Origin of the sequence: Paraburkholderia youngii (genome assembly GCF_013366925.1) — a bacterium.
Lineage (GTDB): Bacteria > Pseudomonadota > Gammaproteobacteria > Burkholderiales > Burkholderiaceae > Paraburkholderia > Paraburkholderia youngii.
Genome location: NZ_JAALDK010000001.1, coordinates 2161102 through 2183659, shown reverse-complemented (window position 1 = coordinate 2183659; position 22558 = coordinate 2161102). Strand labels below are relative to the sequence as shown.

At 64.1% G+C, this 22558-nt stretch carries 19 protein-coding genes and 1 pseudogene; 9 read left to right on the top strand and 11 right to left on the bottom strand.

Annotation, left to right across the window (positions count from 1 at the left end; all coding sequences use genetic code 11):
* Window positions 1-46: 46 nt before the first annotated feature.
* Window positions 47-1318, bottom strand: a complete 1272-nt coding sequence (locus G5S42_RS10100; RefSeq protein ID WP_176106618.1) for a YihY/virulence factor BrkB family protein — start codon at window positions 1316-1318, stop codon at window positions 47-49.
* A gap of 173 nt (window positions 1319-1491) precedes the next feature.
* Between G5S42_RS10100 and G5S42_RS10095 the strand changes: the two genes are divergently transcribed.
* Both G5S42_RS10095 and G5S42_RS10090 read left to right on the top strand, forming a co-directional pair.
* Window positions 1492-2031, top strand: a complete 540-nt coding sequence (locus G5S42_RS10095) for a YbaK/EbsC family protein (protein ID WP_176110463.1) — start codon at window positions 1492-1494, stop codon at window positions 2029-2031.
* Window positions 2032-2156: 125 nt separating this feature from the next.
* The gene (locus tag G5S42_RS10090) at window positions 2157-3716 is read left to right on the top strand and encodes a methyl-accepting chemotaxis protein (RefSeq protein ID WP_176106617.1); all 1560 of its coding nucleotides are present in this window, start codon (window positions 2157-2159) and stop codon (window positions 3714-3716) included.
* A 66-nt stretch (window positions 3717-3782) separates the two neighbouring features.
* Here G5S42_RS10090 and G5S42_RS10085 read toward each other — a convergent pair.
* The 6 genes and pseudogenes from G5S42_RS10085 to G5S42_RS10060 all read right to left on the bottom strand — a co-directional run.
* Window positions 3783-3893, bottom strand: a pseudogene (locus G5S42_RS10085) (SulP family inorganic anion transporter); the annotation flags it as partial.
* Between the two features lie 40 nt (window positions 3894-3933).
* Entirely contained in the window at window positions 3934-4524 is a 591-nt protein-coding gene (locus G5S42_RS10080; protein WP_176106616.1) for a BPSL1445 family SYLF domain-containing lipoprotein, read from the bottom strand.
* 279 nt (window positions 4525-4803) lie between these two features.
* Window positions 4804-6192, bottom strand: coding sequence for an FAD-binding oxidoreductase (locus G5S42_RS10075; RefSeq protein WP_176106615.1), 1389 nt, complete (start codon window positions 6190-6192; stop codon window positions 4804-4806).
* A gap of 1076 nt (window positions 6193-7268) precedes the next feature.
* Window positions 7269-9635, bottom strand: a complete 2367-nt coding sequence (locus G5S42_RS45130) for a hypothetical protein (RefSeq protein WP_217709879.1) — start codon at window positions 9633-9635, stop codon at window positions 7269-7271.
* A 207-nt stretch (window positions 9636-9842) separates the two neighbouring features.
* Entirely contained in the window at window positions 9843-10505 is a 663-nt protein-coding gene (gene pdeM, locus G5S42_RS10065) for a ligase-associated DNA damage response endonuclease PdeM (RefSeq protein ID WP_176106613.1), read from the bottom strand.
* Window positions 10502-13144 (bottom strand): ligase-associated DNA damage response DEXH box helicase, encoded by a 2643-nt coding sequence (locus G5S42_RS10060; RefSeq protein ID WP_176106612.1) that lies wholly within the window; start codon window positions 13142-13144, stop codon window positions 10502-10504. The genes pdeM and G5S42_RS10060 overlap by 4 nt, the downstream gene beginning before the upstream one ends.
* A 251-nt stretch (window positions 13145-13395) precedes the next feature.
* Between G5S42_RS10060 and G5S42_RS10055 the strand changes: the two genes are divergently transcribed.
* The 3 genes from G5S42_RS10055 (at window position 13396) to G5S42_RS10045 (ending at window position 15660) form a co-directional block, all read left to right on the top strand.
* Window positions 13396-13746, top strand: a complete 351-nt coding sequence (locus G5S42_RS10055) for an FKBP-type peptidyl-prolyl cis-trans isomerase (RefSeq protein WP_373685682.1) — start codon at window positions 13396-13398, stop codon at window positions 13744-13746.
* Window positions 13747-13849: 103 nt separating this feature from the next.
* Complete coding sequence (locus G5S42_RS10050) at window positions 13850-14311, top strand: DUF488 domain-containing protein (protein WP_176106611.1); 462 nt, start codon at window positions 13850-13852, stop codon at window positions 14309-14311.
* Between the two features lie 275 nt (window positions 14312-14586).
* A complete protein-coding gene (locus G5S42_RS10045) occupies window positions 14587-15660 on the top strand; it encodes a DUF6765 family protein (protein WP_176106610.1) in 1074 nt (357 codons plus the stop codon).
* 21 nt (window positions 15661-15681) lie between these two features.
* Here the strand turns inward: G5S42_RS10045 and G5S42_RS10040 are convergent, their stop codons facing one another.
* Entirely contained in the window at window positions 15682-15933 is a 252-nt protein-coding gene (locus G5S42_RS10040) for a hypothetical protein (RefSeq protein ID WP_246391917.1), read from the bottom strand.
* Between the two features lie 407 nt (window positions 15934-16340).
* Between G5S42_RS10040 and G5S42_RS10035 the strand changes: the two genes are divergently transcribed.
* The 4 genes from G5S42_RS10035 to cls all read left to right on the top strand — a co-directional run bounded on the left by G5S42_RS10035 (window position 16341) and on the right by cls (window position 19694).
* Window positions 16341-16679 (top strand): hypothetical protein, encoded by a 339-nt coding sequence (locus G5S42_RS10035; protein WP_176106608.1) that lies wholly within the window; start codon window positions 16341-16343, stop codon window positions 16677-16679.
* Between the two features lie 208 nt (window positions 16680-16887).
* A complete protein-coding gene (locus tag G5S42_RS10030; RefSeq protein WP_176106607.1) occupies window positions 16888-17739 on the top strand; it encodes an H-NS histone family protein in 852 nt (283 codons plus the stop codon).
* A gap of 22 nt (window positions 17740-17761) precedes the next feature.
* Entirely contained in the window at window positions 17762-18268 is a 507-nt protein-coding gene (locus G5S42_RS10025) for a hypothetical protein (protein ID WP_176106606.1), read from the top strand.
* A 151-nt stretch (window positions 18269-18419) separates the two neighbouring features.
* The gene (cls, locus tag G5S42_RS10020; RefSeq protein ID WP_176106605.1) at window positions 18420-19694 is read left to right on the top strand and encodes a cardiolipin synthase; all 1275 of its coding nucleotides are present in this window, start codon (window positions 18420-18422) and stop codon (window positions 19692-19694) included.
* Between the two features lie 34 nt (window positions 19695-19728).
* Here cls and G5S42_RS10015 read toward each other — a convergent pair whose 3' ends face one another.
* The 3 genes from G5S42_RS10015 to G5S42_RS10005 are packed head-to-tail and all read right to left on the bottom strand — an operon-like array spanning window position 19729 to window position 22558.
* A complete protein-coding gene (locus G5S42_RS10015) occupies window positions 19729-20619 on the bottom strand; it encodes a hypothetical protein (protein WP_217709878.1) in 891 nt (296 codons plus the stop codon).
* 56 nt (window positions 20620-20675) lie between these two features.
* Entirely contained in the window at window positions 20676-21470 is a 795-nt protein-coding gene (locus G5S42_RS10010; protein ID WP_176106603.1) for a MetQ/NlpA family lipoprotein, read from the bottom strand.
* Window positions 21467-22558 carry a formylglycine-generating enzyme family protein gene (locus tag G5S42_RS10005; RefSeq protein WP_176106602.1) on the bottom strand — a complete coding sequence of 364 codons (1092 nt, stop codon included), beginning with the start codon at window positions 22556-22558 and terminating at the stop codon, window positions 21467-21469. The genes G5S42_RS10010 and G5S42_RS10005 overlap by 4 nt, the downstream gene beginning before the upstream one ends.

Below are 22558 nucleotides of genomic sequence, written 5' to 3'. Positions count from 1 at the left end.
GCGCTGTGTCCAAGCGCCATCGAGCGGTTTGACGGCGCAACACGTTTCAGCGCCTATCGGCGCCACGGCGCGCCACGGCCGCGGCCGTGAGCCCCGCGGCGGCCGCGAGCAGCACGGAGGTCCATGGGTTGCGTCGAACGTAGCGGTCGGCGGCCGTCGCCTGGCGGCGTGCTTCGACGATCGCCGACGCCGCGAGACGGGTGGCTTGCGCTTCGACGTCGAGCACCTTGCGCGTCACGTCGACCGCGGTTTCATGCGCGGAGCGCTTTTGCGCCGCCGCGTCGATCCCCGACCGCAGCAGCGGCGCGGTCGTTTGGCCGCCAACAGGCACAGCCGAGCGAGCCGAAGAAACCGCATTTGCCGCGACGGTCGATGCCGCCAGCACCGACGCGAGCTTCGCGCGGCTGCCCGGCGGCGCTTCTGCCTGCATGCCCCAGCCGCCGCGCGGATCGTGCAGCCTGCCGCGCGCCGCCGAGAACTCCGCGCCGAGCAGCAGCACCAGCGCCGAGAAGTACAGCCACATCAGCAGGACCGCGAGCGAGCCGGCCGCGCCGAACGCGCTGGCCATTCCCGCATGCGCGAGATAGAGCGCGAACAGCTTTCTCCCGGCCGTAAACAACACGGCCGCGACGACGCCGCCCACCAGCGCATCGCGCCATAGCACCCGGGCGTCGGGCAGGAACTTCAGCAGTCCGGCGAACGCGAAGACCAACACGAGCAGACCGACGCCGAGCTGTAGCAGATTGCCGATCACGACATACGGCGAGTCGCCCCACAGCCATTCGCCGATAAAGGCGATGACCGTATCGAGCACCAGCGACACGATCAGCAGGAACGCGACGCCGAGCACGAGCCCGAACGAAATCAGCCGCACCCGCACCAGCGCGAGCCAGCTGGCCGTGCGCGGCCCGCTGTACGGCCACACTATATTGAGCGCGCTGTTCAGCGACGAGAACGTCGCCGACGCGCCGATCGCCAGCAGTGAAAAGGAAATGATCGTCGCGATGCCGCCTTTGGCGCCCGCGTGGTGCGCGTTTTCGACGATCGTCTGCACGCCGGCCGCGGCCTGGTCGCCGATCAGGCCGTTGATGTGGCCAAACAGCTCGCCGCGCGCTGCCGCCGGTCCGAAGAACCAGCCGGCCACCGCGATCACCATCACGAGCGTCGGCGCGAGCGAGAACGCCGCATAGAACGCGATGCTCGCCGCCATCTCCAGACAGCGGTTCTCCGTGAACTGCCGCAGTGCGCCCATCGCCCAATTGGCCTGGTGACGCGCGGCCTGCTGGAGGTTCTCGCGAGAAAGGGTGTCGATGTCCATGATCGTGTCTGAATCGTGACGGCGCTTTCACGGTGTTTGCTTCGCCGCAAACCTCGTGCCCATCACTATACAAGTTAAGCGGTGGGCTTCATTGCCTGCTTGCATGGCCCGTTCCGCGGCCGCCCGCGCGTACCGCTAGAATGCAGCGGGTTAATGTCACCTTTCCGCTCATCATGCATTCGCACGAACTCGTACGGCAACTGGACGTCATCGAGCGCGACCAGTGGAGCGCGCATCTGCCCGCGCATGTCATCGAACAATTGCCGGCGCACGGAATCACGGTGTTCGCGGTTACCGACGACGCCTCCGACACCGCCGCATTCAGCGCGCGCTATGGCTTCGGCCTCGAAGACTGCGCGAACACGATCGTGATCCGCTACAAGAAAGACGGTGGCGAGCACTATGCGGCGCTGGTGTCGCTGGGCTCACGGCGGCTCGACATCAACGGCGCGGTGAAGGCCGCGCTCGGCGCGCAGCGGCTGTCATTCGCGAAGCGCGAGGCGGCGGTCGAGCATAGCCAGATGGAGTTCGGCGGCATCACCGCCTTTGGTCTGCCGGCCGAATGGCGCGTGCTGGTCGACGCCGCGGTGATGGACCGTGCGCAGATCGTGATGGGCGCCGGCGTGCGCGCGGCCAAGCTGCTGATGTCGCCCGACGTGCTGCGGCAATGGCCGCGCTGCGAAGTGGCGGCGCTGACGCTGCCGGCGGACTGAAACCCGCAACCTTGGAGTAGCACTGAAGTTTTCCGCCGTCGCGCCGTTAATCCCGACAACGACATGAAACGTTTGCGGCGTCCGCTTGCGCGGACCGCCGCAAACCACGACAAGGGATACGGAAGATGGAACGGTTTCGCCTGAAAGTGCGGCTGTGGCTCGCGCTCGCGGTGATGTGCATGGGCATTCTGGCGATCGGCCTGTGGGGAGCGTACAAAACTCGCGACACGATGATCGCCGATCGCGAGGACGAGCTGAAAAGCGTGGTCAGCATCGCGTACAGCGTGCTCGATCGCTACAACGCGCTCGCCGCGGCCGGCACGATGCCGCTCGCCGACGCGCAGCGCGCCGCGATGGACGACCTGCGCGCGATGCGCTACGACGGCGCCGGCGGCTACCTGGTGCTCGAAGACAGCCACGCGCACGTGCTGATGCATGCCACGCGCGCCGACCTCGTCGGCAAGGACATGACCACCGTCACCGATCCGGACGGCCGTCATGTGTTCAAGGAGGGTTCCGAGCAAACCCAGCGCGAAGGCGAGGCATTCGTTCATCTGATGTTCCCGAAGCCCGGCACCGACCAGCTCGCGCCGAAGAGCAACTACATGCGGCTTTACAAGCCGTGGGACTGGACCATCGTCACCGGCGTGTTCACGGACGACATCGAGGCGATGTTCTACCGCACCCTCGTGCAATACGTGATCGCGGCGCTAGTGCTTTGCGCGCTCGTGTCGCTGGTGATCGGCGTGATTCTGCGCAGCATTCTGCGTCAGCTTGGCGGCGAACCGGCGTACGCGGTGCAGATCGCGTCGCGAATCGCGGACGGCGACCTCGACGTGATCGTCGATACGAAGACCGGCGACAGTACCAGCCTGCTCGCCGCGATGAAACGGATGCAGCAGCGTCTCGCGCAGGCGATCGAGCAGATTCGCGGCGGCGCGACGCTGATTTCGTCGGTATCGAACGAGATTGCCGCGGGCAATTCGGATCTGTCGCGCCGCACCGAGCAGCAGGCGGCCGCGCTCGGCGAGACCGCGTCGAGCATGGAGCAGATCACTGCGACCGTGCGTCAGAACGCCGACAACGCGAAGCAGGCGAGCCAGCTCGCGCACAACGCTTCGGAGACCGCGGCGCGCGGCGGCGCGGTGGTCGGCCAGGTGATCGACACGATGCGCGGGATTTCACAGTCGTCGCACCGGATCGGCGACATCATCGGCGTGATCGAAGGGATTGCGTTTCAGACCAACATCCTCGCGTTGAACGCGGCCGTCGAGGCGGCGCGCGCGGGCGAGGAGGGCCGCGGTTTCGCGGTGGTCGCGGGCGAAGTGCGTACGCTCGCGCAACGCAGCGCGGCGGCCGCGAAGGAGATCAAGGCGCTGATCGAAGAATCGGCCGCGCAGATCGCGGGCGGTTCGGAGCACGTCGGACGCGCGGGCGACACGATGCAGGAAGTCGTGCAGGCGGTACGTCGCGTCAACGACATCATGGGCGAGATCAGCGCGGCGTCGGCCGAGCAGACCTCGGGCATCGAGCAGGTCAACATCGCGGTCGCGAGCATGGATCAGACGACGCAGCAGAATGCGGCGCTCGTCGAGGAAGCGAGCGCGGCGGCCGATGTGCTGAAGACGCAGACCGGGCAATTGTCGGCGGCGATCTCGGTGTTCAAGTTGCCGGAGCAGCGCTAAACCGCCAGGCCGCGTTGCCGGCGCTCATGTCGACGGTCACGCGAGCACACACCTCACGCGCGCTCGCATCACCGGATGCGGGACCATGCGGATCAGTTTGCCGACCCGCAATACGCCGAACAGCACCATCAGGAGGCCGCTCAGGATCACGGTCGCGAGCAGATACCGCGCGCCGTGCGCGCGAGGGATGCGTCCGCTGGGCGCTCCGCTCAGATACTCAAATAATCAGCCGGGACACCTTCGTGCCTTCGAGCGACACGCCGGCCATCAAACCGCCGTTAGTCAACACGAAAGCTTGCACCGGACTCGTTGCGGTCGAGGAATCGACCGCGCCGTTCGCGCCGACCTTCAGCACGGCGACGGTCGCATTCGCGCCGACCGCCCAGCCCTGGCTGTGCATGAATTCGTCGAGCGCTTCCTGCGTCATGAACAGAAACACGAGCGCCTTCGACTGCGCGCCGATCTGCAACCCGAACGAGCCCGCGACCGTGCTGAAGTAGCCGACCGTGCGGCCGCCGATGCGCATCGCCCCTTCACCATACTGTGCGCCGACCCAGAAGCCGGCCGAGATCACCGACGGAAACACCAGCACGCCGCGCGCTTTCGCAACGAGCTCGCGCGAACCGTCGACGTTTTCGTAGAGACGCGCGAGCGTCGAGTCGACGCCGGCGTTGATCGTGTCGCGCTTTCCGGCATTGGCCGACGGCGATGCGTTCGAGGACGGCGAAGTCGTCGTGCAACCGGTGAGGCTCAGGCCTGCGACGGCCAATGCAGCGCTGCCGGTCATGATGAATTGTCGTCTGCGCATGACTGTTTTCCTTTGCGTTTCTCACGCATGTTGTACGTTATGGAAGAGTGCGGCGAATTGCCGCCTTGCTTTGCTTTGTTCTCATTTGCGCACGAGAGGTTCCGTGCGCGCGATGATTGTCGTTGAGCGGGCGTGCCGCGACGCGCGAAGCACGCATCGCGGGCATCCGCGGCCGACAAAATAGCAGGGAGCGTGCCCAAGGGCCGCGCCGCCTTGCGCGAGGGCGGCGCGGCGATTTGCAGTTCGCGGTTTTGCGCTGCTTGCCGTTGCGCGTCGTCGCTACAGCGTTGGGCGAATGTTCTGGTTATGGCGGAACAGGTTGTGCGGATCGTAGCGGTTCTTCACGGCGACGAGCCGCTCATAGTTGGGCCCATAGGCATCCGCGATACGGCCGCCTTCTTCCTCGGTCATGAAGTTGACGTACACGCTGCCTAGCGCAAACGGGCGCGCCGCGTCGAAAAAGTCGCGCGCCCATGCGACGCAGCGCTCGTCGTCGCGCGCATCGTCCCAGCGGCCGTGCACGTTCATCGCGTATAGCGTCTCGCGAGCCGGGTAAGCGGTTGCGTCGACCGCCACGCGCTGCGTTTGCGCACCGATCAGCCCGAAGAAAATTTCGCATTGCGTGGACGGCAGCGTGTCGATCGCGCGGATCAGTGCGTCGATCAGACCATCGTCGATGGTGGCGAGGTTGTGCGACTTCCAGTAGTTGCGCGCGCCCGGCGTGAGCAGCGGATCGAAGGCCTGTTGCCAGACTTCGAGGGGCATCGGACCAAGATGTTCGCCGAGCGGCTTGCCGAAGCCGCGCGCGGCTTCTACCGCGTCCGGGCCTTGGTCGACCGGGCCGTTGTAGCACATCGCGAACACCAGCACGGGTTTGCCGTGTACGTCGGGCGGCAGGAACGGCAGCGGCGGCGCGAGCCGCGCGACCGCCCAGACGGCCAGCTCGTCGGGCATTGCCGGCGCGGCATCGCGGTATTTGATCAGTGCTTCCTTCGCGTCGGCGAGCGGCAACACGACGAGGCCGCCATACACGAGCGGGCCGACCTCATGAAGCGCGAACTCGAATAGCGTAACGACGCCGAAATTGCCGCCGCCGCCGCGAATCGCCCAGAACAGATCGTCGTGCGAAGTGGCGCTCACGTGGCGGAACTCACCGTCGGCGGTGACGATGTCGGCCGCGACGAGGTTGTCGATCGTCATGCCGTAGCGGCGGCTCAGCCAGCCGAAGCCGCCGCCGAGCGTCAGACCTGCGACGCCGGTCGTCGAGTTGATGCCGAGTGGTGTCGCGAGTCCGAATGCCTGCGCTTCGTGATCGAAATCATGCAGCGTCGCGCCGGGTTCGACATACGCGCGCCGCGCTTGCGGGTCGATACGCACCGATTTCATCGTGGACAGATCGAGCACGAGGCCATCGTCGCACACAGCGCTGCCGCCGATATTGTGGCCGCCGCCGCGAATGGCGAGCGGCAGGCCGTTGTCGCGCGCGAAGGCGACGCCGCTGCGCACGTCGGCCACACCCGCGCAGCGCAGGATCATCGCGGGAGTACGGTCGATCATCGCGTTCCAGATGCTGCGCGCCGTGTCGAAGCCCGGCGTGTCGGGCAGCAGAAGCTGGCCGCGCAGTGTGGATTTGAATTCGTCGACGGCGCTGCTGGAGATAGTAACCATGTTGTACCTCGTCGGAGAGGGGAGGGCGCTCGCAGAACACTGCTCAGCAGACCAAACAAAATGCGGGCGGTGAATGAAAGCGGATTGAGAGGTTCGGCTGCGTGCAGTAAACGGGGCGGCGCGACGAAGTCAAACAAAGGTTTACCCGCGTATGGGGGCGATCCCGCGCAGTAGCTCGCGGGGACGGGCGTTTGCGGGCAGCGCAACGACGATACGCGACGGTGGCGCGGAAGATGGTGGGAATGCTCCGGAAAAAGCGTGCGTGCCGATGTGTTGGTTATCTGACGCGCTGGTGGTTGTGCCGCGACACTTTGCCGATGGAGTGGGTCGCGATCGCGTACGGCTGAGCCGCACGTTCGGCGACTGTGCGCGGCAGCGCACATCGCGACATCGCTCTTTGCGACGCACAGGCGTTATGCAACGACGCGTAATGTTTCGCGCGCGCATTTCGGTGATTTTCATGGTGTTGTCTATTGGATTTCTCTCATTCGGCTTTTCCAATTTTCTTGTTTATGTGCGAATGGCCACATGAATAAAACGGATGATGTGTAAATGATCTGAATTCATCCGATAAAACCAAATGTTAATTTTCTTTATGTCGCTCAAATTGCATCGAGCGTGATAGTTTTAACTTCCCGTATGAAGAATCTGGATTAGCGGATTTGGCGGACGCATCGTCGTTTTCCCCTGCCTGGCACGCCGCATCGGCAATATCGCATTGCGTGGTCTAGCGCACGGTCGCGCGATTGCACTGCGAATAACTTCAACGTCCATCAAGCCTCGCTGTGCGGCTCTCACGATCATGTGCGCGCACGGCCAGCCCATTCTCTCGAAGCACGCCAAATCGGACCGGGGATTTTCCGTGAGAGAAGTATTTAGTGCGAGCGCATTTTAATTCGCATAAGGCGAAGCTGCGCAAAGGCTTTGACTTTCGTTTTTTTTCACGAGCGGAGATTCACTCGTAAATTGGACCGGTCGCTCAGGGGAAATAATTAGGAGGATGAAATGAAAAAGCAAAACGGGGACGCGTGGATACTTGGCACGCGGCGGGCGGCTTTGGCGGTCGCGGTCAGTCTTTATGCGGCGATGGCGGGTGCGCAGACGAATTCGGGGAGCACCGCCGCGCCAGCAACCAATCCTGGAGTGATGGTGCTCGCCGAGGCGAGCGTGTACGGCGGATGTCCGTCGGGCGGCGGGCCGGGCTGCACCTCGGGGGGATTCGGGCAACTCGGGGCGGGTGCCCTCGGCATCGCGGCGGCGGGGCTCGGTCCGACGTCGTCCACCGGCTCGTCGCCGGGCAGCGGGACGTCGTCGCCGGGCGCGGGCAGCAGTGGCGGAAATAGTTCGGCTAATTCCGGCACCGGCGGGTGGGCTCGGGAAATACCGGCGGCAACAATGGTAACGGCGGTTCCGGCGGCAACGGTAACGGCGGCGCTGGAAGCGGTGGCGATGGCTCGGGGAATGGCGGCACGGGCGGCGATGGCGGCAACAACGGTGGCGGCGATAACGGCGGGGATGGTGGGGACGGTGGTGGGGGGCATGGGCATGGGCATGGTCATGGCCATGGCCATGGCCATGGTGGTGATGGTGATGGCGACGGCGGTCATGGACATGGCCACGGTGGCGATGGTGATGGTGACGGCGGTCATGGTCATGGCCACGGCGGCGATGGTGACGGCGATGGCGGTCATGGCCACGGCCACGGTGGCGATGGTGACGGTGATGGCGGTCATGGTCATGGCCACGGCCACGGTGGCGAGGGTGACGGCGATGGCGGTCATGGTCATGGCCACGGCGGCGAGGGTGACGGCGATGGCGGTCATGGCCACGGCCACGGTGGCGATGGTGACGGTGATGGCGGTCATGGCCACGGCCACGGTGGCGAGGGTGACGGCGACGGTGGTCATGGACATGGTCACGGTGGCGAGGGTGACGGTGATGGCGGTCATGGTCATGGCCATGGCGGCGAAGGTGACGGTGATGGCGGGCATGGCCACGGCCACGGTGGCGAGGGTGACGGTGATGGCGGTCATGGTCACGGCCACGGCGGCGAGGGTGACGGCGATGGCGGTCATGGCCACGGCCACGGTGGCGAGGGTGACGGTGATGGCGGTCATGGACATGGTCACGGTGGCGAGGGTGACGGTGATGGCGGTCATGGTCATGGCCATGGCGGCGAAGGTGACGGTGATGGCGGTCATGGCCACGGCCACGGTGGCGAGGGTGACGGTGATGGCGGTCATGGTCACGGCCACGGCGGCGAGGGTGACGGCGATGGCGGTCATGGCCACGGCCATGGCGGTGATGGTGATGGCGACGGTGGTCATGGACATGGTCTCGGTGGCGAGGGTGACGGCGATGGCGGTCATGGTCACGGCCACGGTGGTGATGGAGATGCCGGTCATGGTCACGGTGACGGCGGCCACGGCGAGGGCGGTCATGGCGAAAGCGGTCACGGTGACGGCGGCCATGGCGAGGGTGGCCATGGCGAGGGTGGTCACGGCGAAGGTGGTCACGGCGAAGGTGGTCACGGCGAGGGCGGTCACGGCGAGGGCGGTCACGGCGAAAGCGGCCACGGTGACGGCGGCCATGGTGACGGCGGCCATGGCGAGGGCGGTCACGGCGACGGCGGCCACGGCGGCAGCGGTCATGGTGACAGCGGCCACGGTAGCAGCGGTGGCGAAGGCAAGGGCGGTTCTGCCAACGGTGGCCGTGGCGGTGAAGGTGGCGGCCAAGGCAACGGCGGTTCCGGACACGGTGGCCATGGCGGTGAAGGCAGTGGCGGCCAGGGCAACGGCGGTTCGGGACACGGTGGCCATGGTGGTGAAGGCGGTGGCGGCCAGGGCGGCGGTGGTTCCGGACACGGTGGCCATGGTGGTGAAGGCAGTGGTGGCCAAGGCAACGGCGGCTCGGGCAACGGTGGTCATGGCGGTGAAGGCGGTGGCCAGGGCAACGGCGGTTCTGGACACGGCGGCCATGGAGGTGAAGGCGGCGGCCAGGGTAACGGCGGCTCGGGCAACGGTGGCCATGGCGGTGAAGGCGGTGGCGGCCAGGGCAACGGAGGCTCCGGACACGGTGGCCATGGCGGCGAAGGCGGCGGCCAGGGCGGCGAAGGCGGCGGCAAGGGCGGCGAAGGCGGCGGCCAGGGCGGCGGCGGTTCCGGACACGGTGGCCATGGAGGCAACGGTGGTGGCGGTGGCAACGGCGGCGGCCAGGGCGGAAACGGCGGCAACGGTGGTGGCCAAGGCAGCGGTGGTTCCGGCAACGGAGGTCACGGTGGCCATGGCGGCGACGGCGGTAACGGTGGCAACGGCGGCGGCCAAGGCAACGGCGGCAACGGTGGCGGCTTCGGCAACGGAGGCTTCGGTAACGGTGGGCACGGAGGCCATGGCGGCTACGGCGGCGGTGGCTCCGGCAGTGGCGGCCACGGCGGCAGCAACCATTAGGCAGTGGCAAGGGTCCCGCGAACCCTGCGGGGCTCTCTCCAGGAAGGGAGGCCGGCGCCGCCCGGCCTCCACACCGACCGCGCTCGAGCACCGCGGGGAATTTGCAGCGAAAAAGCCAGCAAAAAACCAGGCTAGCGAATCAGCAAGCCAACCCGCAAACAAAAACGCAATCAGGCAACAAAGCGGACGGCCCCCGCCGTCCGCTCAACCGCTCAACTCAATCACCCTCTCCTGCACGACCAGAAAAACCCGCTCCCCCAAAACGCGCCCCGTCTCACGCGCGCCTCCAGTAAAACTCCCGAACGCCGGCAGCACCCCCCGATCGATCCCGAAGCGAAAGCACGGCACGCGCACTGAATCGGTCCGCGTCGCGATCCGATAGACCGGATGCACATGCCCCGCGAGCACATACGCGTGATCGACCGCATGCGGGTGATGACACAGCGCCCACGCCCCGAAATGCCACGGCTCGCGCACAGACTCGACATCCAACGAAGGCGGCAACGCACCGGCATGCCGATCGTGATTGCCTTCGACTAGCACCACGCGCATCGACGCATGCCGCGCGCGCCACACATGCAACGCATCGAGTGTGGGCGTCGACAGCGACTCGCGCGCATGCAGCAGATCGCCGAGAAACACCAGCATCGCCGGCTCGAACTCGGTGATCAGACGATCGATTCGCAGCAGATTCTCCACGGTCGAACCCGTCGGCACCGGAATGCCACGCGCGCGAAACACCGCATCCTTGCCGAAATGCGCATCGGCGATAAAAAGCGCGCGCAGCACCGGATCGAAACACGCGCGCAAACTCGATAGCACGAGAGGCTGTCCGCCGACGTCGATCGCAAGAGAGTTCGCCGTCATCGTTGCGCCGCCTTTTCGAGTTCGGCCAGCATTCGCTCGACGCGATCGGCGAGCTTCTCGGTGCTGACTTTTTCGCGCAGGCGTCCGACGATCAACGGAAACGCGAACGGCGTCGGCTTGCTGGGCCGCGTGAGCACGACGCGGCTCGCGTTCATTCGTTCGAGCGCGATACGGATGCGCCGCACGTCGAGTTCCTGCAGCAGTACTTCGGTATCGGCCTGGCCCAGCAGCAGATTGCCGCGATCGTGTTGACGAAAGATCTCGTAGAAAAGCCCGCTCGAGGCCTGTAATTGCCGCGCGCTTTTCTGCTGTCCAGGATGCGCCTGAAACACGAGGCCCGACACCCGCGCAATCTCACGAAAACGTCGCAAAGAGAGTTCGGACGAATTGAGGCTTGCAAGAATGTCGTGATCGAGTTCGTCAGGTGAAAGCAGGCCATTGCGCAAGTGCGTGTCCCAATCGAACGCCTGCGCGCACAGCAATTCGAAACCGTAGTCGTTCATCGAAATGGAAAACGTGCCGGGCTCGTCGCGCGCGACCCGCCACGCGAGCAAAGCGCCAAGCCCGATATGCGCGGTGCGCCCGGCGAACGGATAGCAGAAGAAGTGGTAACCCTCGCGCGATTTCAGCAGTTCGACGACCAGCACACCCGGCTCGGGCAACGCCGACCACTTCTGCTGCAATTCGAGCAGCGGCCGTACCGCGCGCATTTCCGGCTCGTCGTAGATGCCGTCGGCGGCGCGCGCGAGCATCGTCAGTGTCGCGTCGGCGAGCTCGGACGATAGCGGCATGCGGCTGCCGGCCCATTGCGGCATTGCGCCACGCGATGAGCTCGCACGCCGCACCCACGCCGTCATATCCTGCACGCGGATCAATTCCAGCGCGCGGCCGCCGAACGTGAATACATCGCCGGGTCTGAGCCGTGAGATGAACGATTCCTCGATTGCGCCAATGCGACCGCCCGATAGATACGCCACGTTCAACGTCCCGTTCGCGACGATCGTGCCGATGTTGTTGCGATGCCGGCGCGCGAGATCGTCGCGCGGCACGCGGTACAGACCGTCGCTATCGCGCGCGACGCGATGGTAGTCGGGATACGCGCGCAGCGTCGCGCCGCCGCCTTCGACGAAACCCAGAGCCCAGTCGAACTCCTGCTGCGTCAGATCGCGATATGCATAGGTATGCAGAAGTTCATCGTACAACTCGCGCGCGTCGAAACCACCGCCGATCGCGACGGTGACGAGATGTTGCACCAGCACGTCGAACGGCTTTTGCGGCGTATCGCGGCTTTCGATCTGCCGTTTGTCGACGGCTTCACGCGCGGCCGCCGCTTCTATCAATTCGAGCGCATGCGTCGGCACGATCGTCACCCGCGACGGCAAACCGGGTGCGTGTCCCGAGCGGCCCGCGCGCTGCATCAAACGCGCGACGCCTTTTGGCGAGCCGATCTGGAACACGCGCTCCACCGGCAGAAAATCGACGCCGAGATCGAGACTCGACGTACACACCACGGCCTTTAGCAAGCCGTCCTTCAATCCGTGTTCGACCCACTCGCGTACGTGTTGATCGAGCGAGCCGTGATGCAGCGCGATCACGCCGGCCCATTCGGGGCGCGCGTCGAGCAGCGCCTGATACCACACCTCGCATTGCGAGCGCGTGTTCGTGAATACGAGCGACGTGCGCGCTTCGTCGATCGCCCGCGCGACCGCATCGACCTGACGCATACCCATGTGACCGCCCCACGGAAAGCGCTCGATCGTGTCGGGAATGATCGTGTCGACGATCAGTGCCTTCGGCAGCGCGCCGTGCACACTGACGCGCGGCGTCGCGACCGGCGCGAGCAGGACCTCGGTCGCGAACGACAGATTGCCCAGCGTCGCCGACAGCCCCCATACCTGCAAGCCGGGCCGCCAATGCGTGAGACGCGCGAGCGCGAGTTGCGTCTGTGTGCCGCGTTTGTTGCCGAGCAGTTCGTGCCATTCATCGACGATCACGAGCCGCACCTGAGACAGTACTTCGCGCGCATCGGCGCGCGTCAGGATCAGCGTCAGACTTTCGGGCGTCGTGACGAGCGCGGACGGCATGCGTCGGTTCTGGCGCTCGCGTTCGGCGGCCGACGTATCGCCGGTGCGCAGACCGACGCTCCAGGGTACCGCGAGTTCGGCCGCGGAGCTTTGCAACGCGCGCGCGGTATCGGCCGCGAGCGCGCGCATTGGTGTAATCCAGAGCGCCGTCAGCGGTTCGGGGTGCTTGCGCGGCGTCGACGCCGCACTCGCGAACGCGGCGAGCGCGCCGAACCACACGGCCCAGGTTTTGCCGGCCCCGGTGCTTGCGTGCAGTACGCCGCTCGCGCCAGCGGCGATGTTGCGCCAAACCTCGCGCTGAAAATCGAACGGCTGCCAACGGCGCGCGGCGAACCATGCGTCGAGTTTGTCCGCGAACGGGCGGCGCGCGTCGTCGGGTGAATACGAGGGGAACGGCAGCGGCTCGAAAGCGGATTCGCGCGCATCGAGCCGCGCCTGTTGGGCACGGCTGCGCGGAATCCGGCGCGGCCTTGGCGCGCGAACGCGCTCGTCGGCGGGCGCTGGCGCGGCGGTCGGGTTGTCAGCGGGGTTGTCGGAAGGGGCCGGCTCGGTCATCGGAAGCGCTCTCAACGGGTGCGGCGGATTCGCGTGCCGGCGACTCGCGCCGGATGTTCATGTGGACCGCGGGCTCGCGCGGCGGTTCAGCGAAGTTCGTGACAGGCGCGCAACGACCCGCGGCATCCGGCAGTATTTGGGAGCCTCGGCCGACACCCGATCCGTTACAATCAAACGGACTACCCCATTGGAGATTTGCTTTGAAATCACTCGTTGCTTTGCTGGCCGCAGCCGTGCTGTCCTCAACCGCGATGGCTGCCGCGCCGACCACGGAGAAGCTGCCGTCCGGCGTCATCGTCGAACATCTGACGCAAGGCACGGGCCCGCAGCCGTCCGCGACCGACGTGGTAAAAGTCAACTACCGCGGCACGCTGCCCAACGGCACCGAATTCGATAGCTCGGCCAAGCATGGCGGCCCGGCCACGTTCCCGCTCAATCGCGTGATTCCGTGCTGGACGCAAGGCGTGCAGAAGATGAAAGTCGGCGGCAAGGCGCGACTCACGTGCCCGGCGGCGACCGCATATGGCGATCGCGGCGTCGGCCCGATTCCGCCGAATACCGATCTGACCTTCGAAGTCGAACTGGTCGACATCGTCAAGTAAAGCGCGCGAGCGGCGCTAAAGATGCACTGCCACCGAGCCTCGCTGCGCCAATCGCAGCGAGGCTTTTTTATGGGCGCCGAATGGCCCGCCAAGGGGATTCACGATGAAACGTGACAAAGGTACCGTACAGGTGGCGAGCATTGGTTTTACCGGCAAGAGCGCCCAGAAGTTCTTCGGTTTGTTGAAAGAGGCCCAAGTGCGCACGGTGCTCGACATTCGCCTCAACAACACGTCGCAGCTGGCGGGTTTTGCGAAAAAGCAGGATCTGCCTTTCTTTCTCGAGCAGTTGTGCAATGCGGCGTACGTGGAAATTCCGGAGTTGGCTCCCGAGCCGGAATTGCTCAAACGCTACCAGGGCAAGCAACTGAGCTGGGAGAACTTTCGCGAGGAATATCTCGACCTCATCGCGCGCCGCCGTGTGGAAAGCAATCTGGATATCGCGCTATTTGAATCGGGCTGCCTGCTTTGCAGTGAACATTTACCACATCATTGTCACCGGATGTTCGCGCTCGAGTATCTGAACCAGCACTGGAACAATCGTCTTTCCGTTACACATTTGACCTGACCGGCGCCGGTCGGGCCGGGTTACGCTTTCCGCCTCGTTGCCCGTCGGCTTGCTGTGCCGGCGGGTTGGATCTCGCTGGCGCGGCCGGCGTTTTCCTTCAGTAGCCCGAATAGTAGCGTGGCGCGAACGTGGAAGAACACGCCCAATACGCATGTTATTTCAAGGCGAGTGCAGCTCGTTCGTCTACTATCTACTCACGCGCAGATCCCTGTATTCGTCTCGCCCTATCGCCGGCCACAGACCGGCCGTGATTATGCGCGCCAGGAGCGCCTGCCATGAACATCGACTTCCATTACGGCGTGGTCTACATTGCCGCGCGCGTCGGCGGCATGACGGCCGGCGATGCGCAAACCGTCGCGCATGCCTGCCAATACGTCGACGACGCAACGACGAACGGAATACTGCGGTTCAAAGGCGGCGAGACATTCGAGCGATTCGCGACCGCGCACAAGTTATTCGATTACGCCAATACCGAGAACGACCAGAATCGGCTCGTGTGGGCGCCGTTCCATTTTCTGCCGGCTGGGGTGGGTGACAGTCTCGAGGAAAAGGCGGTTTGCCGGCCCGACAGTGAAGTCGCGCGCGAAGTCGTGCGGCGCGCGATCCGGCAGCGCGATTCGGAGACCGCGTTGCACCGGCTCGGCGTGACGCTTCATACGTATGTCGATACCTGGGCGCACCAGGGATTCGCGGGCATCGAAAGTCCGTGGAATCGCGTGCATCTTCTCGAAGCGCAGGATTGCACGCGCAAAGGCTGGCTCGCGAGCCTGGAACTGGCGGTTGCGCATCTGATCGAGCGCGTCGAGACGGACGTTCTGACGATCGCGTTGCCGGTCGGCCACGGCGCCGCGTTGCATTATCCCGACCAGCCGTGGGCACGCTGGCATTACATCGACGGCTGCAATCACTTCATCTCACGACACAATTTGCCGGATTTCGTGCAGGCGGCGGACATGAGTTGTCGTGTCGTGCGAGCTTATCTGGCCGGACGCGAAGATTTCGAAAACCAGCCCGGCATCCCGGACGACGTCAAAGACGCACTGACCCGACTGCTCGATACGAACCGCGAACCCGACGACAACCTGCGTCTGAGAACCGTTTGCGAATGGGTGAATGCCGGCCGTATTCCGGGTTTGAAAGAACCCGTGCCCGGCTATATCGCGAAAGGACACGGTTCGTGGAAGTACCAGGCCACCGGTTTGTTGTGCGATGACGACACCGGGGACAGACCGGAGTGGACGACCGCCTTCGAGAAGAGCGACTACCGCCTCTTTCACGACGCGGTCAAACAGCATCGTTTCGTGACTACCCAGGAGATCTTGCCCGCGCGCGGATTACGCATTGCCTGAGTGAATGGAGCGGGGCGCCAGTTACTGCATTTTGGCTTGCTGATGTGGCGCGGCCTGAGTCGCTGCCTGCTGTTCTTCGGCGTGCTTTTTGGCCACATGCCGTCCGACGATACAGCCGCCGACCGCGCCGACCACCGCATGATGTCCCGCATAGTGTCCGGCGACGCCGCCCACTACCGCTCCTTTCAGGCAACCGGCCGCGTTCGCGGTGCTTGCCATTACCAACGAGACTGCCAGTGCCCCGAGGGCGGTCCGAATAAAGTCAGCTTTCATTGTAAGTACCATCGTGTTTGAGTGGATCGAAGTTAGGGTGGCCCGGCGTCTTTTTCAATAGCCGCCGCGAGGCTGGCGGCTGACAAAGGACTCTCTATTGGCTCGGCATCCGCCGCTGGGCACGGATACCAAGTGTAAATGGACCTGCGCAGAGCAGGAGCAACAGGTGCTGCAAGATCGGTAACGGCAAGTTACCGGAGCCGGGGGCTTTGCAGGCATCGTCACTGATGTTTCGCACACGCTTGAATCGGTTCGCTATAGCGGTTCGCCAAAAAAAGACCGTTTTCAAATAAAAAGTGGGCTACTCTCCTTTGAATATTCAAATGCCGGGCTATAGTAGAAGCGACTAAAGCCAGAAAGCATGACGGCGCGCTTTTGCCGTCGATGCCGATGACGGGAAAACACAAATGACGCCATCGAATGCAGCGATCTATCAGACCAGGACTTGCACACCGGAGTCGTTGCGTACGCTCGCGAGCTTTCTCGAATTGGCGCTCGACGAGGGAAAAAGCGTGGTCGTCATGCGGATCGGCAAGCAGGCGCGCAGCGTTTATGTCGGAAATCCATCCGGTGCATTGGAGGATTTAACGGATTCCGGTGTCGTCGATGCTTCCCAGGCAGATGAAATGCTGCTACTGACCCGCGTGGGCCTGAACCGGATAACGGCGGACGGTCAACACTACCGCTTTATACGGAGTGTGAGGTACATTGCCGATCGCCAGGTCGTCGTTTTTACACCGATCTGAGTGGTGGAACCGAAACGAAAAAGAAGAATCACGAGGGAAGGAAAAGGAAGAAATCTTCGATGACCCGCTAGAAAACCTGAAAGCTTTGTTATTTGAAGGCTGCATCGGCGCTGGTATCGATGTATTGAAGCTCAGGATAGGTCAATAGACTGCCTTTCTTCCGTCATTCATGGCATAGTTCGACGATTACCACATAAGGAGCAATCAAATGCCTTCGTTAGAGCAAATCCAAGCAAAGCTTAAGAAGCTCCAGGCGCAAGCTGACGTTCTCATTGCCAGAAAAGCACAGGCCGCGGTCGATCAGATTCGCGAGTTGATGCTCAAGCACGGTCTGACGACTGCCGATATCGAAGCACAGGCAAAGGCACGACGCTCCGCGCGAGGTCTGAATGGCAATACGGGTACGGGCCGGGGAAGACCTGCTGGCGTGAGCAAAGCCGCCAGGTCGGCAACGCCGGCGAAGTACCGCGACCATAAAACCGGCGCGACCTGGACGGGTCACGGCCGCGCGCCTGGCTGGATCGCCGGCGCGAAGGACCGCACGGTGTTCCTGATCGACGCTGCGAGCGCAAGCAAAGCCGCGGCTACTCCCGCCGCTAAGCGCGGCAAAGGTCAGCCGAAAGGCGCCCAGCCGCCGAAGTACCTGGATCCGAAAACCGGCGCGACGTGGAGCGGACGCGGTCCGGCGCCGGCATGGCTTGCTTCCGTTAAGGATCGCAGCAAATTCCTGATCGATGGCACGAGCGCGGCTGCCGCTCCGAAAGCGGTGAAAACGGCGGCAAAGAGCGGCCAGGCGAAAGCGACCGCAAGCGCGGTAGGCAAGAAGACCACGGCGAAAAAAGCAGTGGCGAAAAAAGCAACGCGCAAGACGGCCGTGAAAAAGACCGCAGCCGGAAAGGCAACGCCGGCAAGCCGGAAAGCCGCGGTGAAGAAAACCGCTGGCCGCAAAAGCGCTGTGAAGATGGCAAGAAAAGCACCGGCCCGCAAGGCTGCTGCAAAGAGCACGGCCGCCCCCGTCGCGGCGGCTCCGCAAACGCCCGAGACGCAAGCAGGCGCGTAATAGCCGCGGAGCCGTGAAGTAGATGGTTAGCACGTTCGATGCATCCCGGCAGGAAGATCAGGTCTTCCTGCTGGACTCCGTTCCTCATCCGGCAGCCGATGCCGCCGAACCATTCATCGTTGCCAGCGATCGCCGTGTAATCCTCACTTATCCGATCGCGGAGTCGGACTTTGAACGGTTCGGGCCATTCGATCCCGACGACGATCCTTTTTGCGCGGTATTGTTCGCCGACGCCGTGTTTCATCGTCTCGGGCCGCCGGGCGATGACGCTCTCGCCATTCATCCGCTCGCGGCGCAAGGTCTCACTGGCTACGCGGTGCATGAAATCGTCAATTCGTCGTTGTGCGCGGAGATTGCCGCCGTGACGACTGATCCGATCGCGATTGCTGCCGAGTCACCGGCGCGGCGGCATTTCGTCATTACGTTTCGGGCATCGACGTTCGAATGCGTGGCTTCGGACTATACGGTCATCGGCGTATTCGGCGCGGGCGAAATAGCCAGACGCGAGGCATTTGCTTTGGTCAGATAACGCGTTGGAACCGGAAAGCAAGGCGCGGTCCCGATGCGGGCACGCGCCGTGCATGACCTGAGGATCGTGAGAGCCGGGCACGAGTCCGGCTCTTTCCCGTCGGACGAGGGATGCGCATGCCGTGTCCCGCCGCCTGCCATCGAGGCCATGCATGCTGACCATTGCTATTACCGCGTTCGTCACGCTGGTGATCGTTCTCGTGATCGCCAATCTGTCGAGCGGCGAGAAGAAAATAGAACATAAGATCGAGCGGCTCTATAAGAGCGAAGATCCGCAATTCCTCCGCTCGATGGGTCTATTGCTCGGTCCGCCCGTGGTGCCGGGTAATCGCTTCGAGATGCTGCTCAACGGCGACCAGATCTTTCCGTCGATGCTCGAAGGCATTCGGTCGGCGCGCGAAACCATCACATTTGAAACGTTCATTTACTGGTCTGGCGAGATCGGCGAGCAGATTGCGCGTGCGCTTGCCGATAAGGCGCGTGAAGGCATCGCCGTGCATGTCCTGCTCGATTGGGTCGGTTGTTCGAAAATGGATCGGCGCTATCTGCAACTGCTGCGCGAGGCCGGCGCCGAAGTGGTCAAGTTTCACAAACCGCATTGGACCGGACTCGGTCGCATGAACGATCGTACGCACCGGAAACTATTGGTGATCGACGGCCGGATCGGTTTTACGGGCGGGGTCGGCATTGCACCGGAGTGGACCGGCCATGCGCAGGACGAAAAGCATTGGCGCGATACGCATTTCCGCTTGACCGGTCCGGCGGTCGCCCATATGCAGGCCGTCTTCATGGATAACTGGATCAAGGCGACCGGCAACGTCTTGCACGGTCCCAGGTATTTCCCGCACATCGACGCCGAGCCGAAAGGAGAGGGCGAGGGTTTTGCGAATATGTTCAGCAGTTCGCCGTCGGGCGGCAGCGACGACATGCAACTGATGTATCTGATGGCCATCACTGCCGCGACGCGCAGTTTGCAGCTTGCGAGCGCGTATTTCGTGCCCGACAAGCTCACCATCAACGCGATCGTTGAAGCCGCGAAACGCGGCGTCAAAGTACAGATCGTCACGCCGGGCAAACGCATCGATACGCACACGGTGCGAGAAGCGTCGCGGGCATGCTGGGGCGATCTATTGAAAGCGGGCGTCGAGATCTACGAGTACCAGCCGACCATGTTCCATTGCAAGTTGCTGGTGGTCGACGAGTACCTGGTGTCGGTCGGCTCGACGAACTTCGATAACCGCTCGTTCAAGCTGAACGACGAAGCAAACCTGAATATCTACGACCGCGCTTTCGCCAGACAGCAGACCGCCGCGTTCAACGACGACATCGCGAAGTCGAAGCGCATCACGCTCGAAGCATGGACGCGACGTTCGTTTACCGAGAAGGTCGTCGAAAAGTTCGTACGGCTGCTGGACACGCAGCTTTGAATAGCTGAATAGAAAGTGTCGATGCGCCGACGGATCAGTGAACGGCGCCGCTCAGATACGCTTCGATGTCGGGGCGCAAAGCCTGCGTGCCATTGTGTTGCTCGATGGCGGCCGCATCGACGAGGCGCGCTTTCGCATGTCGATACGCATTGGCAAAGCCGCGCAGTTGCTGCGTGACCGGACGATCGTCGAGCCGGCGTCGTGTGAGCGCTTGCACGATGCTGCGTTCGATCAACGCCAACTGGCTGTCGATGTAGTCGATGCACAGTTCGCGGCAGCGCGACGATGCCGCCGCGACGCTTAGCAGTGCCGGCACGAGCGAGATCGTCAGAAAACCGCCCGCGGGGATGCGTGCCAGCGCGGCGGGTGAATCGAACAGGTCGGAGCGCAACGCTTCGAATACGGCTTGCGTCCAGATTGCGCGCTCCTGTTCTAACGCACGACGCCGCCGCGCGAGCGCATCTTTAGCGTGCGGATCGGCAATGCGGCCTTCGTCGACCAGCAACGCCGCATCGTCGCGTTTGCCTTCCTGTATGCATGCGCTGCCGACATAGATGGCGCTGGAGCCGCGTTCGGCCAGCACCAGATGTTGCAGGCTGTCCGGCACTAGCGGGTCGAGCGGCACCACTTCGCAGGTCAGCGGCTTGCCTTGCAGATGAATCGCGCAGCGTCCGTCGTCCGCGAGAGCAGGGCAGCGCGCGAGCGACGGATAGTCGAAGCCCTGCGCGACGATGCTGAAGGTATCGCCCGCGCGATACAGCAGCGTATCGGCGAGCACTTCGAACGCCGCGCAGTCGGCTTCGTCGAGCACGGCTTCATGCCGGCCGACGCGCAGCCGTTCGCCGGGCCGCCTGCGCGCCACGCGTCCAATCGCAATGCAGCCGATAAACCGGTCGGGATGGCGAAACAACTCCGCCAGCGTCATCGACGGTGGACTGTTGCAGCATCGACCGCACGCGGAGCAGGAAAACGAAAACGTGTTCACCACGGCCGACGCACCGAGTCCTGATAACGCGTGAGGATGAAATGCGCGACGTCGTTCGAATGATAGGCGGCGACCAGTTGCGCGACCCATGGGTGCTGGCGATCGCTGTCGCGCACGGTCAGCACGTTTGCATACGGCGAGCGCGCGTCTTCGAGACTGAGGCCGTCGCGAGCGGGGCGAAGACCTGAGCGCGCCGCCGTGTCGCTGTCGATCACGGCGAACGCGACGCTGTCCAACGAGTCGTACAGGCGCGCGCGCGGCACCTGGCGAATCTTCAGATGGAGGCGGTTGCTCGTGATGTCGGCGAGCGTCGCGTGCAGGCCCGCGCTGTCGCGGAACGTCAGCAGCGTTTCGTTTTGCAGAAGGATCAGCGCGCGTGCGGTGCCGGCGGGGTCGTCGGGTATCGCAATCGTCGCGCGGCGCTGCAATTGCACGAGATTCGTCAGCTTGCGCGAGTAGAGCGCGACCGGAAACGTGACGGTCGTGGCCACGCTCGTCAGTGCATAGCCATGCTGTTTGCGCTGCGCGTCGAGCGCGGGCTCGTCTTCGAAGCTCGCGACGTCGATCTGTTTCGCGACGAGCGCCGCGTCGATCCGCGACGGCTGATCGAACACCACGATGTCGAGCGCGAGGCCCTCGGTCGCGGCGACGCGGCGCACTTCGTTCATGATTTCCGCTTGCGCCCCCGAACTCACCCCGACTTTGATGGTCTGCGCGGCGGCGTACGCGGGTTCGGGCAGCCAGGCAGTCAACACCGCGAACGCAAGCGCGGCAATCGCATATCGCTTCATGACCGATCCCTCGACACCGTGCGAAAGCCGATATGCGAAGCCGGCAAATCGGCTTCCTGCTGCTCGCGCGACGCCGCGCGATACCTGACGCAATAGTCGCGCGAGCACAGGAACGAGCCGCCCTTGATGACCATCGGCGTATCGTGTCGGCGACTGAGCGGCGCCACGGCCGCGGTATCGCCGTTCGTATGCGATTGGTGCGGACCGCTGTACACGTCCTTGGTCCATTCCCACGCATTGCCGATCATGTCGTAAAGCCTGAAGTCGTTCGCCGCATAGCAGCCGACCGGTGACAGGCCGGCATGACCATCCTCACTGGTGTTGAGCACCGGAAACACGCCTTGCCAGTAGTTCGCGCTCGGCTTGCCGTTCGCGTCGCGCGGCGCGGTGTCGAGATCCGCGCTTTCATGGCCGGCTTTGCCCGCGTATTCCCATTCGGCTTCGGTCGGCAGATCGCGGCCGAGCCAGTGTGCGTAGGCGAGCGCATCGGCCTGCGTGACCATCGTCACCGGTTGATTCATGAGGCCGTCGAGATTGCTGCCGGGGCCGCTCGGATGATTCCACGCGGCCCCTTTGACCCAACTCCACCACGCGAGATCGCGCGCGTTCATTTCCTCGCGTGTCGGCGTGTGAAAAACGACCGCACCGCCCTGGCGCTCCGCATCGCTGACGTAGCCGGTCGCGCGCACGAACGCGGCGAACTGCGCATTCGTGACGTCGGTCTGGTCGATCCAGAAGCCGGCAACGTGCGTCTTGCCGTTGCCGGCCGGGCGCTCGTCTTCGTAACCGAGCTTGCTGCCGAACACGAAGTCGCCACCATGCAGATGCACCATGCCGGCATGCGGGTCGTCGCGCCAGCGCGCAGGCACCCCAGAGTATCGCTCGCATTGCTGCTCGGAGCCGAGCGCGGCGAGCGGGCGCGAGCGGTTGAGGCTGTCGAATGCGCTGGACAGGCCGCCGCCGAATACCGCCGCGCTCGCCACACCGATGGACGGCGCGGCAAACGCGGCGGCGAATGCGGCCGCCGCGATCGCGGCGTATGCGCCATAGAGCGCCACGCCGCCTTTGAGCTTGAATGAAAGCGCCAT

Bases quoted from the DNA above. Each gene is read 5' to 3' on its own strand.
- G5S42_RS10080 (WP_176106616.1), bottom strand. From the start codon at position 4,524: ATGCGCAGACGACAATTCATCATGACCGGCAGCGCTGCATTGGCCGTC.
- G5S42_RS10030 (WP_176106607.1), top strand. From the start codon at position 16,888: ATGCCTTCGTTAGAGCAAATCCAAGCAAAGCTTAAGAAGCTCCAGGCG.
- G5S42_RS10040 (WP_246391917.1), bottom strand. From the start codon at position 15,933: ATGAAAGCTGACTTTATTCGGACCGCCCTCGGGGCACTGGCAGTCTCG.
- G5S42_RS45130 (WP_217709879.1), bottom strand. From the start codon at position 9,635: ATGGTTGCTGCCGCCGTGGCCGCCACTGCCGGAGCCACCGCCGCCGTA.
- G5S42_RS10060 (WP_176106612.1), bottom strand. From the start codon at position 13,144: ATGACCGAGCCGGCCCCTTCCGACAACCCCGCTGACAACCCGACCGCC.
- cls (WP_176106605.1), top strand. From the start codon at position 18,420: ATGCTGACCATTGCTATTACCGCGTTCGTCACGCTGGTGATCGTTCTC.
- G5S42_RS10005 (WP_176106602.1), bottom strand. From the start codon at position 22,558: ATGGCGCTTTCATTCAAGCTCAAAGGCGGCGTGGCGCTCTATGGCGCA.
- G5S42_RS10035 (WP_176106608.1), top strand. From the start codon at position 16,341: ATGACGCCATCGAATGCAGCGATCTATCAGACCAGGACTTGCACACCG.
- G5S42_RS10095 (WP_176110463.1), top strand. From the start codon at position 1,492: ATGCATTCGCACGAACTCGTACGGCAACTGGACGTCATCGAGCGCGAC.
- G5S42_RS10090 (WP_176106617.1), top strand. From the start codon at position 2,157: ATGGAACGGTTTCGCCTGAAAGTGCGGCTGTGGCTCGCGCTCGCGGTG.
- G5S42_RS10015 (WP_217709878.1), bottom strand. From the start codon at position 20,619: ATGACGCTGGCGGAGTTGTTTCGCCATCCCGACCGGTTTATCGGCTGC.
- G5S42_RS10100 (WP_176106618.1), bottom strand. From the start codon at position 1,318: ATGGACATCGACACCCTTTCTCGCGAGAACCTCCAGCAGGCCGCGCGT.
- G5S42_RS10075 (WP_176106615.1), bottom strand. From the start codon at position 6,192: ATGGTTACTATCTCCAGCAGCGCCGTCGACGAATTCAAATCCACACTG.
- G5S42_RS10050 (WP_176106611.1), top strand. From the start codon at position 13,850: ATGAAACGTGACAAAGGTACCGTACAGGTGGCGAGCATTGGTTTTACC.
- G5S42_RS10025 (WP_176106606.1), top strand. From the start codon at position 17,762: ATGGTTAGCACGTTCGATGCATCCCGGCAGGAAGATCAGGTCTTCCTG.
- G5S42_RS10045 (WP_176106610.1), top strand. From the start codon at position 14,587: ATGAACATCGACTTCCATTACGGCGTGGTCTACATTGCCGCGCGCGTC.
- pdeM (WP_176106613.1), bottom strand. From the start codon at position 10,505: ATGACGGCGAACTCTCTTGCGATCGACGTCGGCGGACAGCCTCTCGTG.
- G5S42_RS10055 (WP_373685682.1), top strand. From the start codon at position 13,396: ATGGCTGCCGCGCCGACCACGGAGAAGCTGCCGTCCGGCGTCATCGTC.
- G5S42_RS10010 (WP_176106603.1), bottom strand. From the start codon at position 21,470: ATGAAGCGATATGCGATTGCCGCGCTTGCGTTCGCGGTGTTGACTGCC.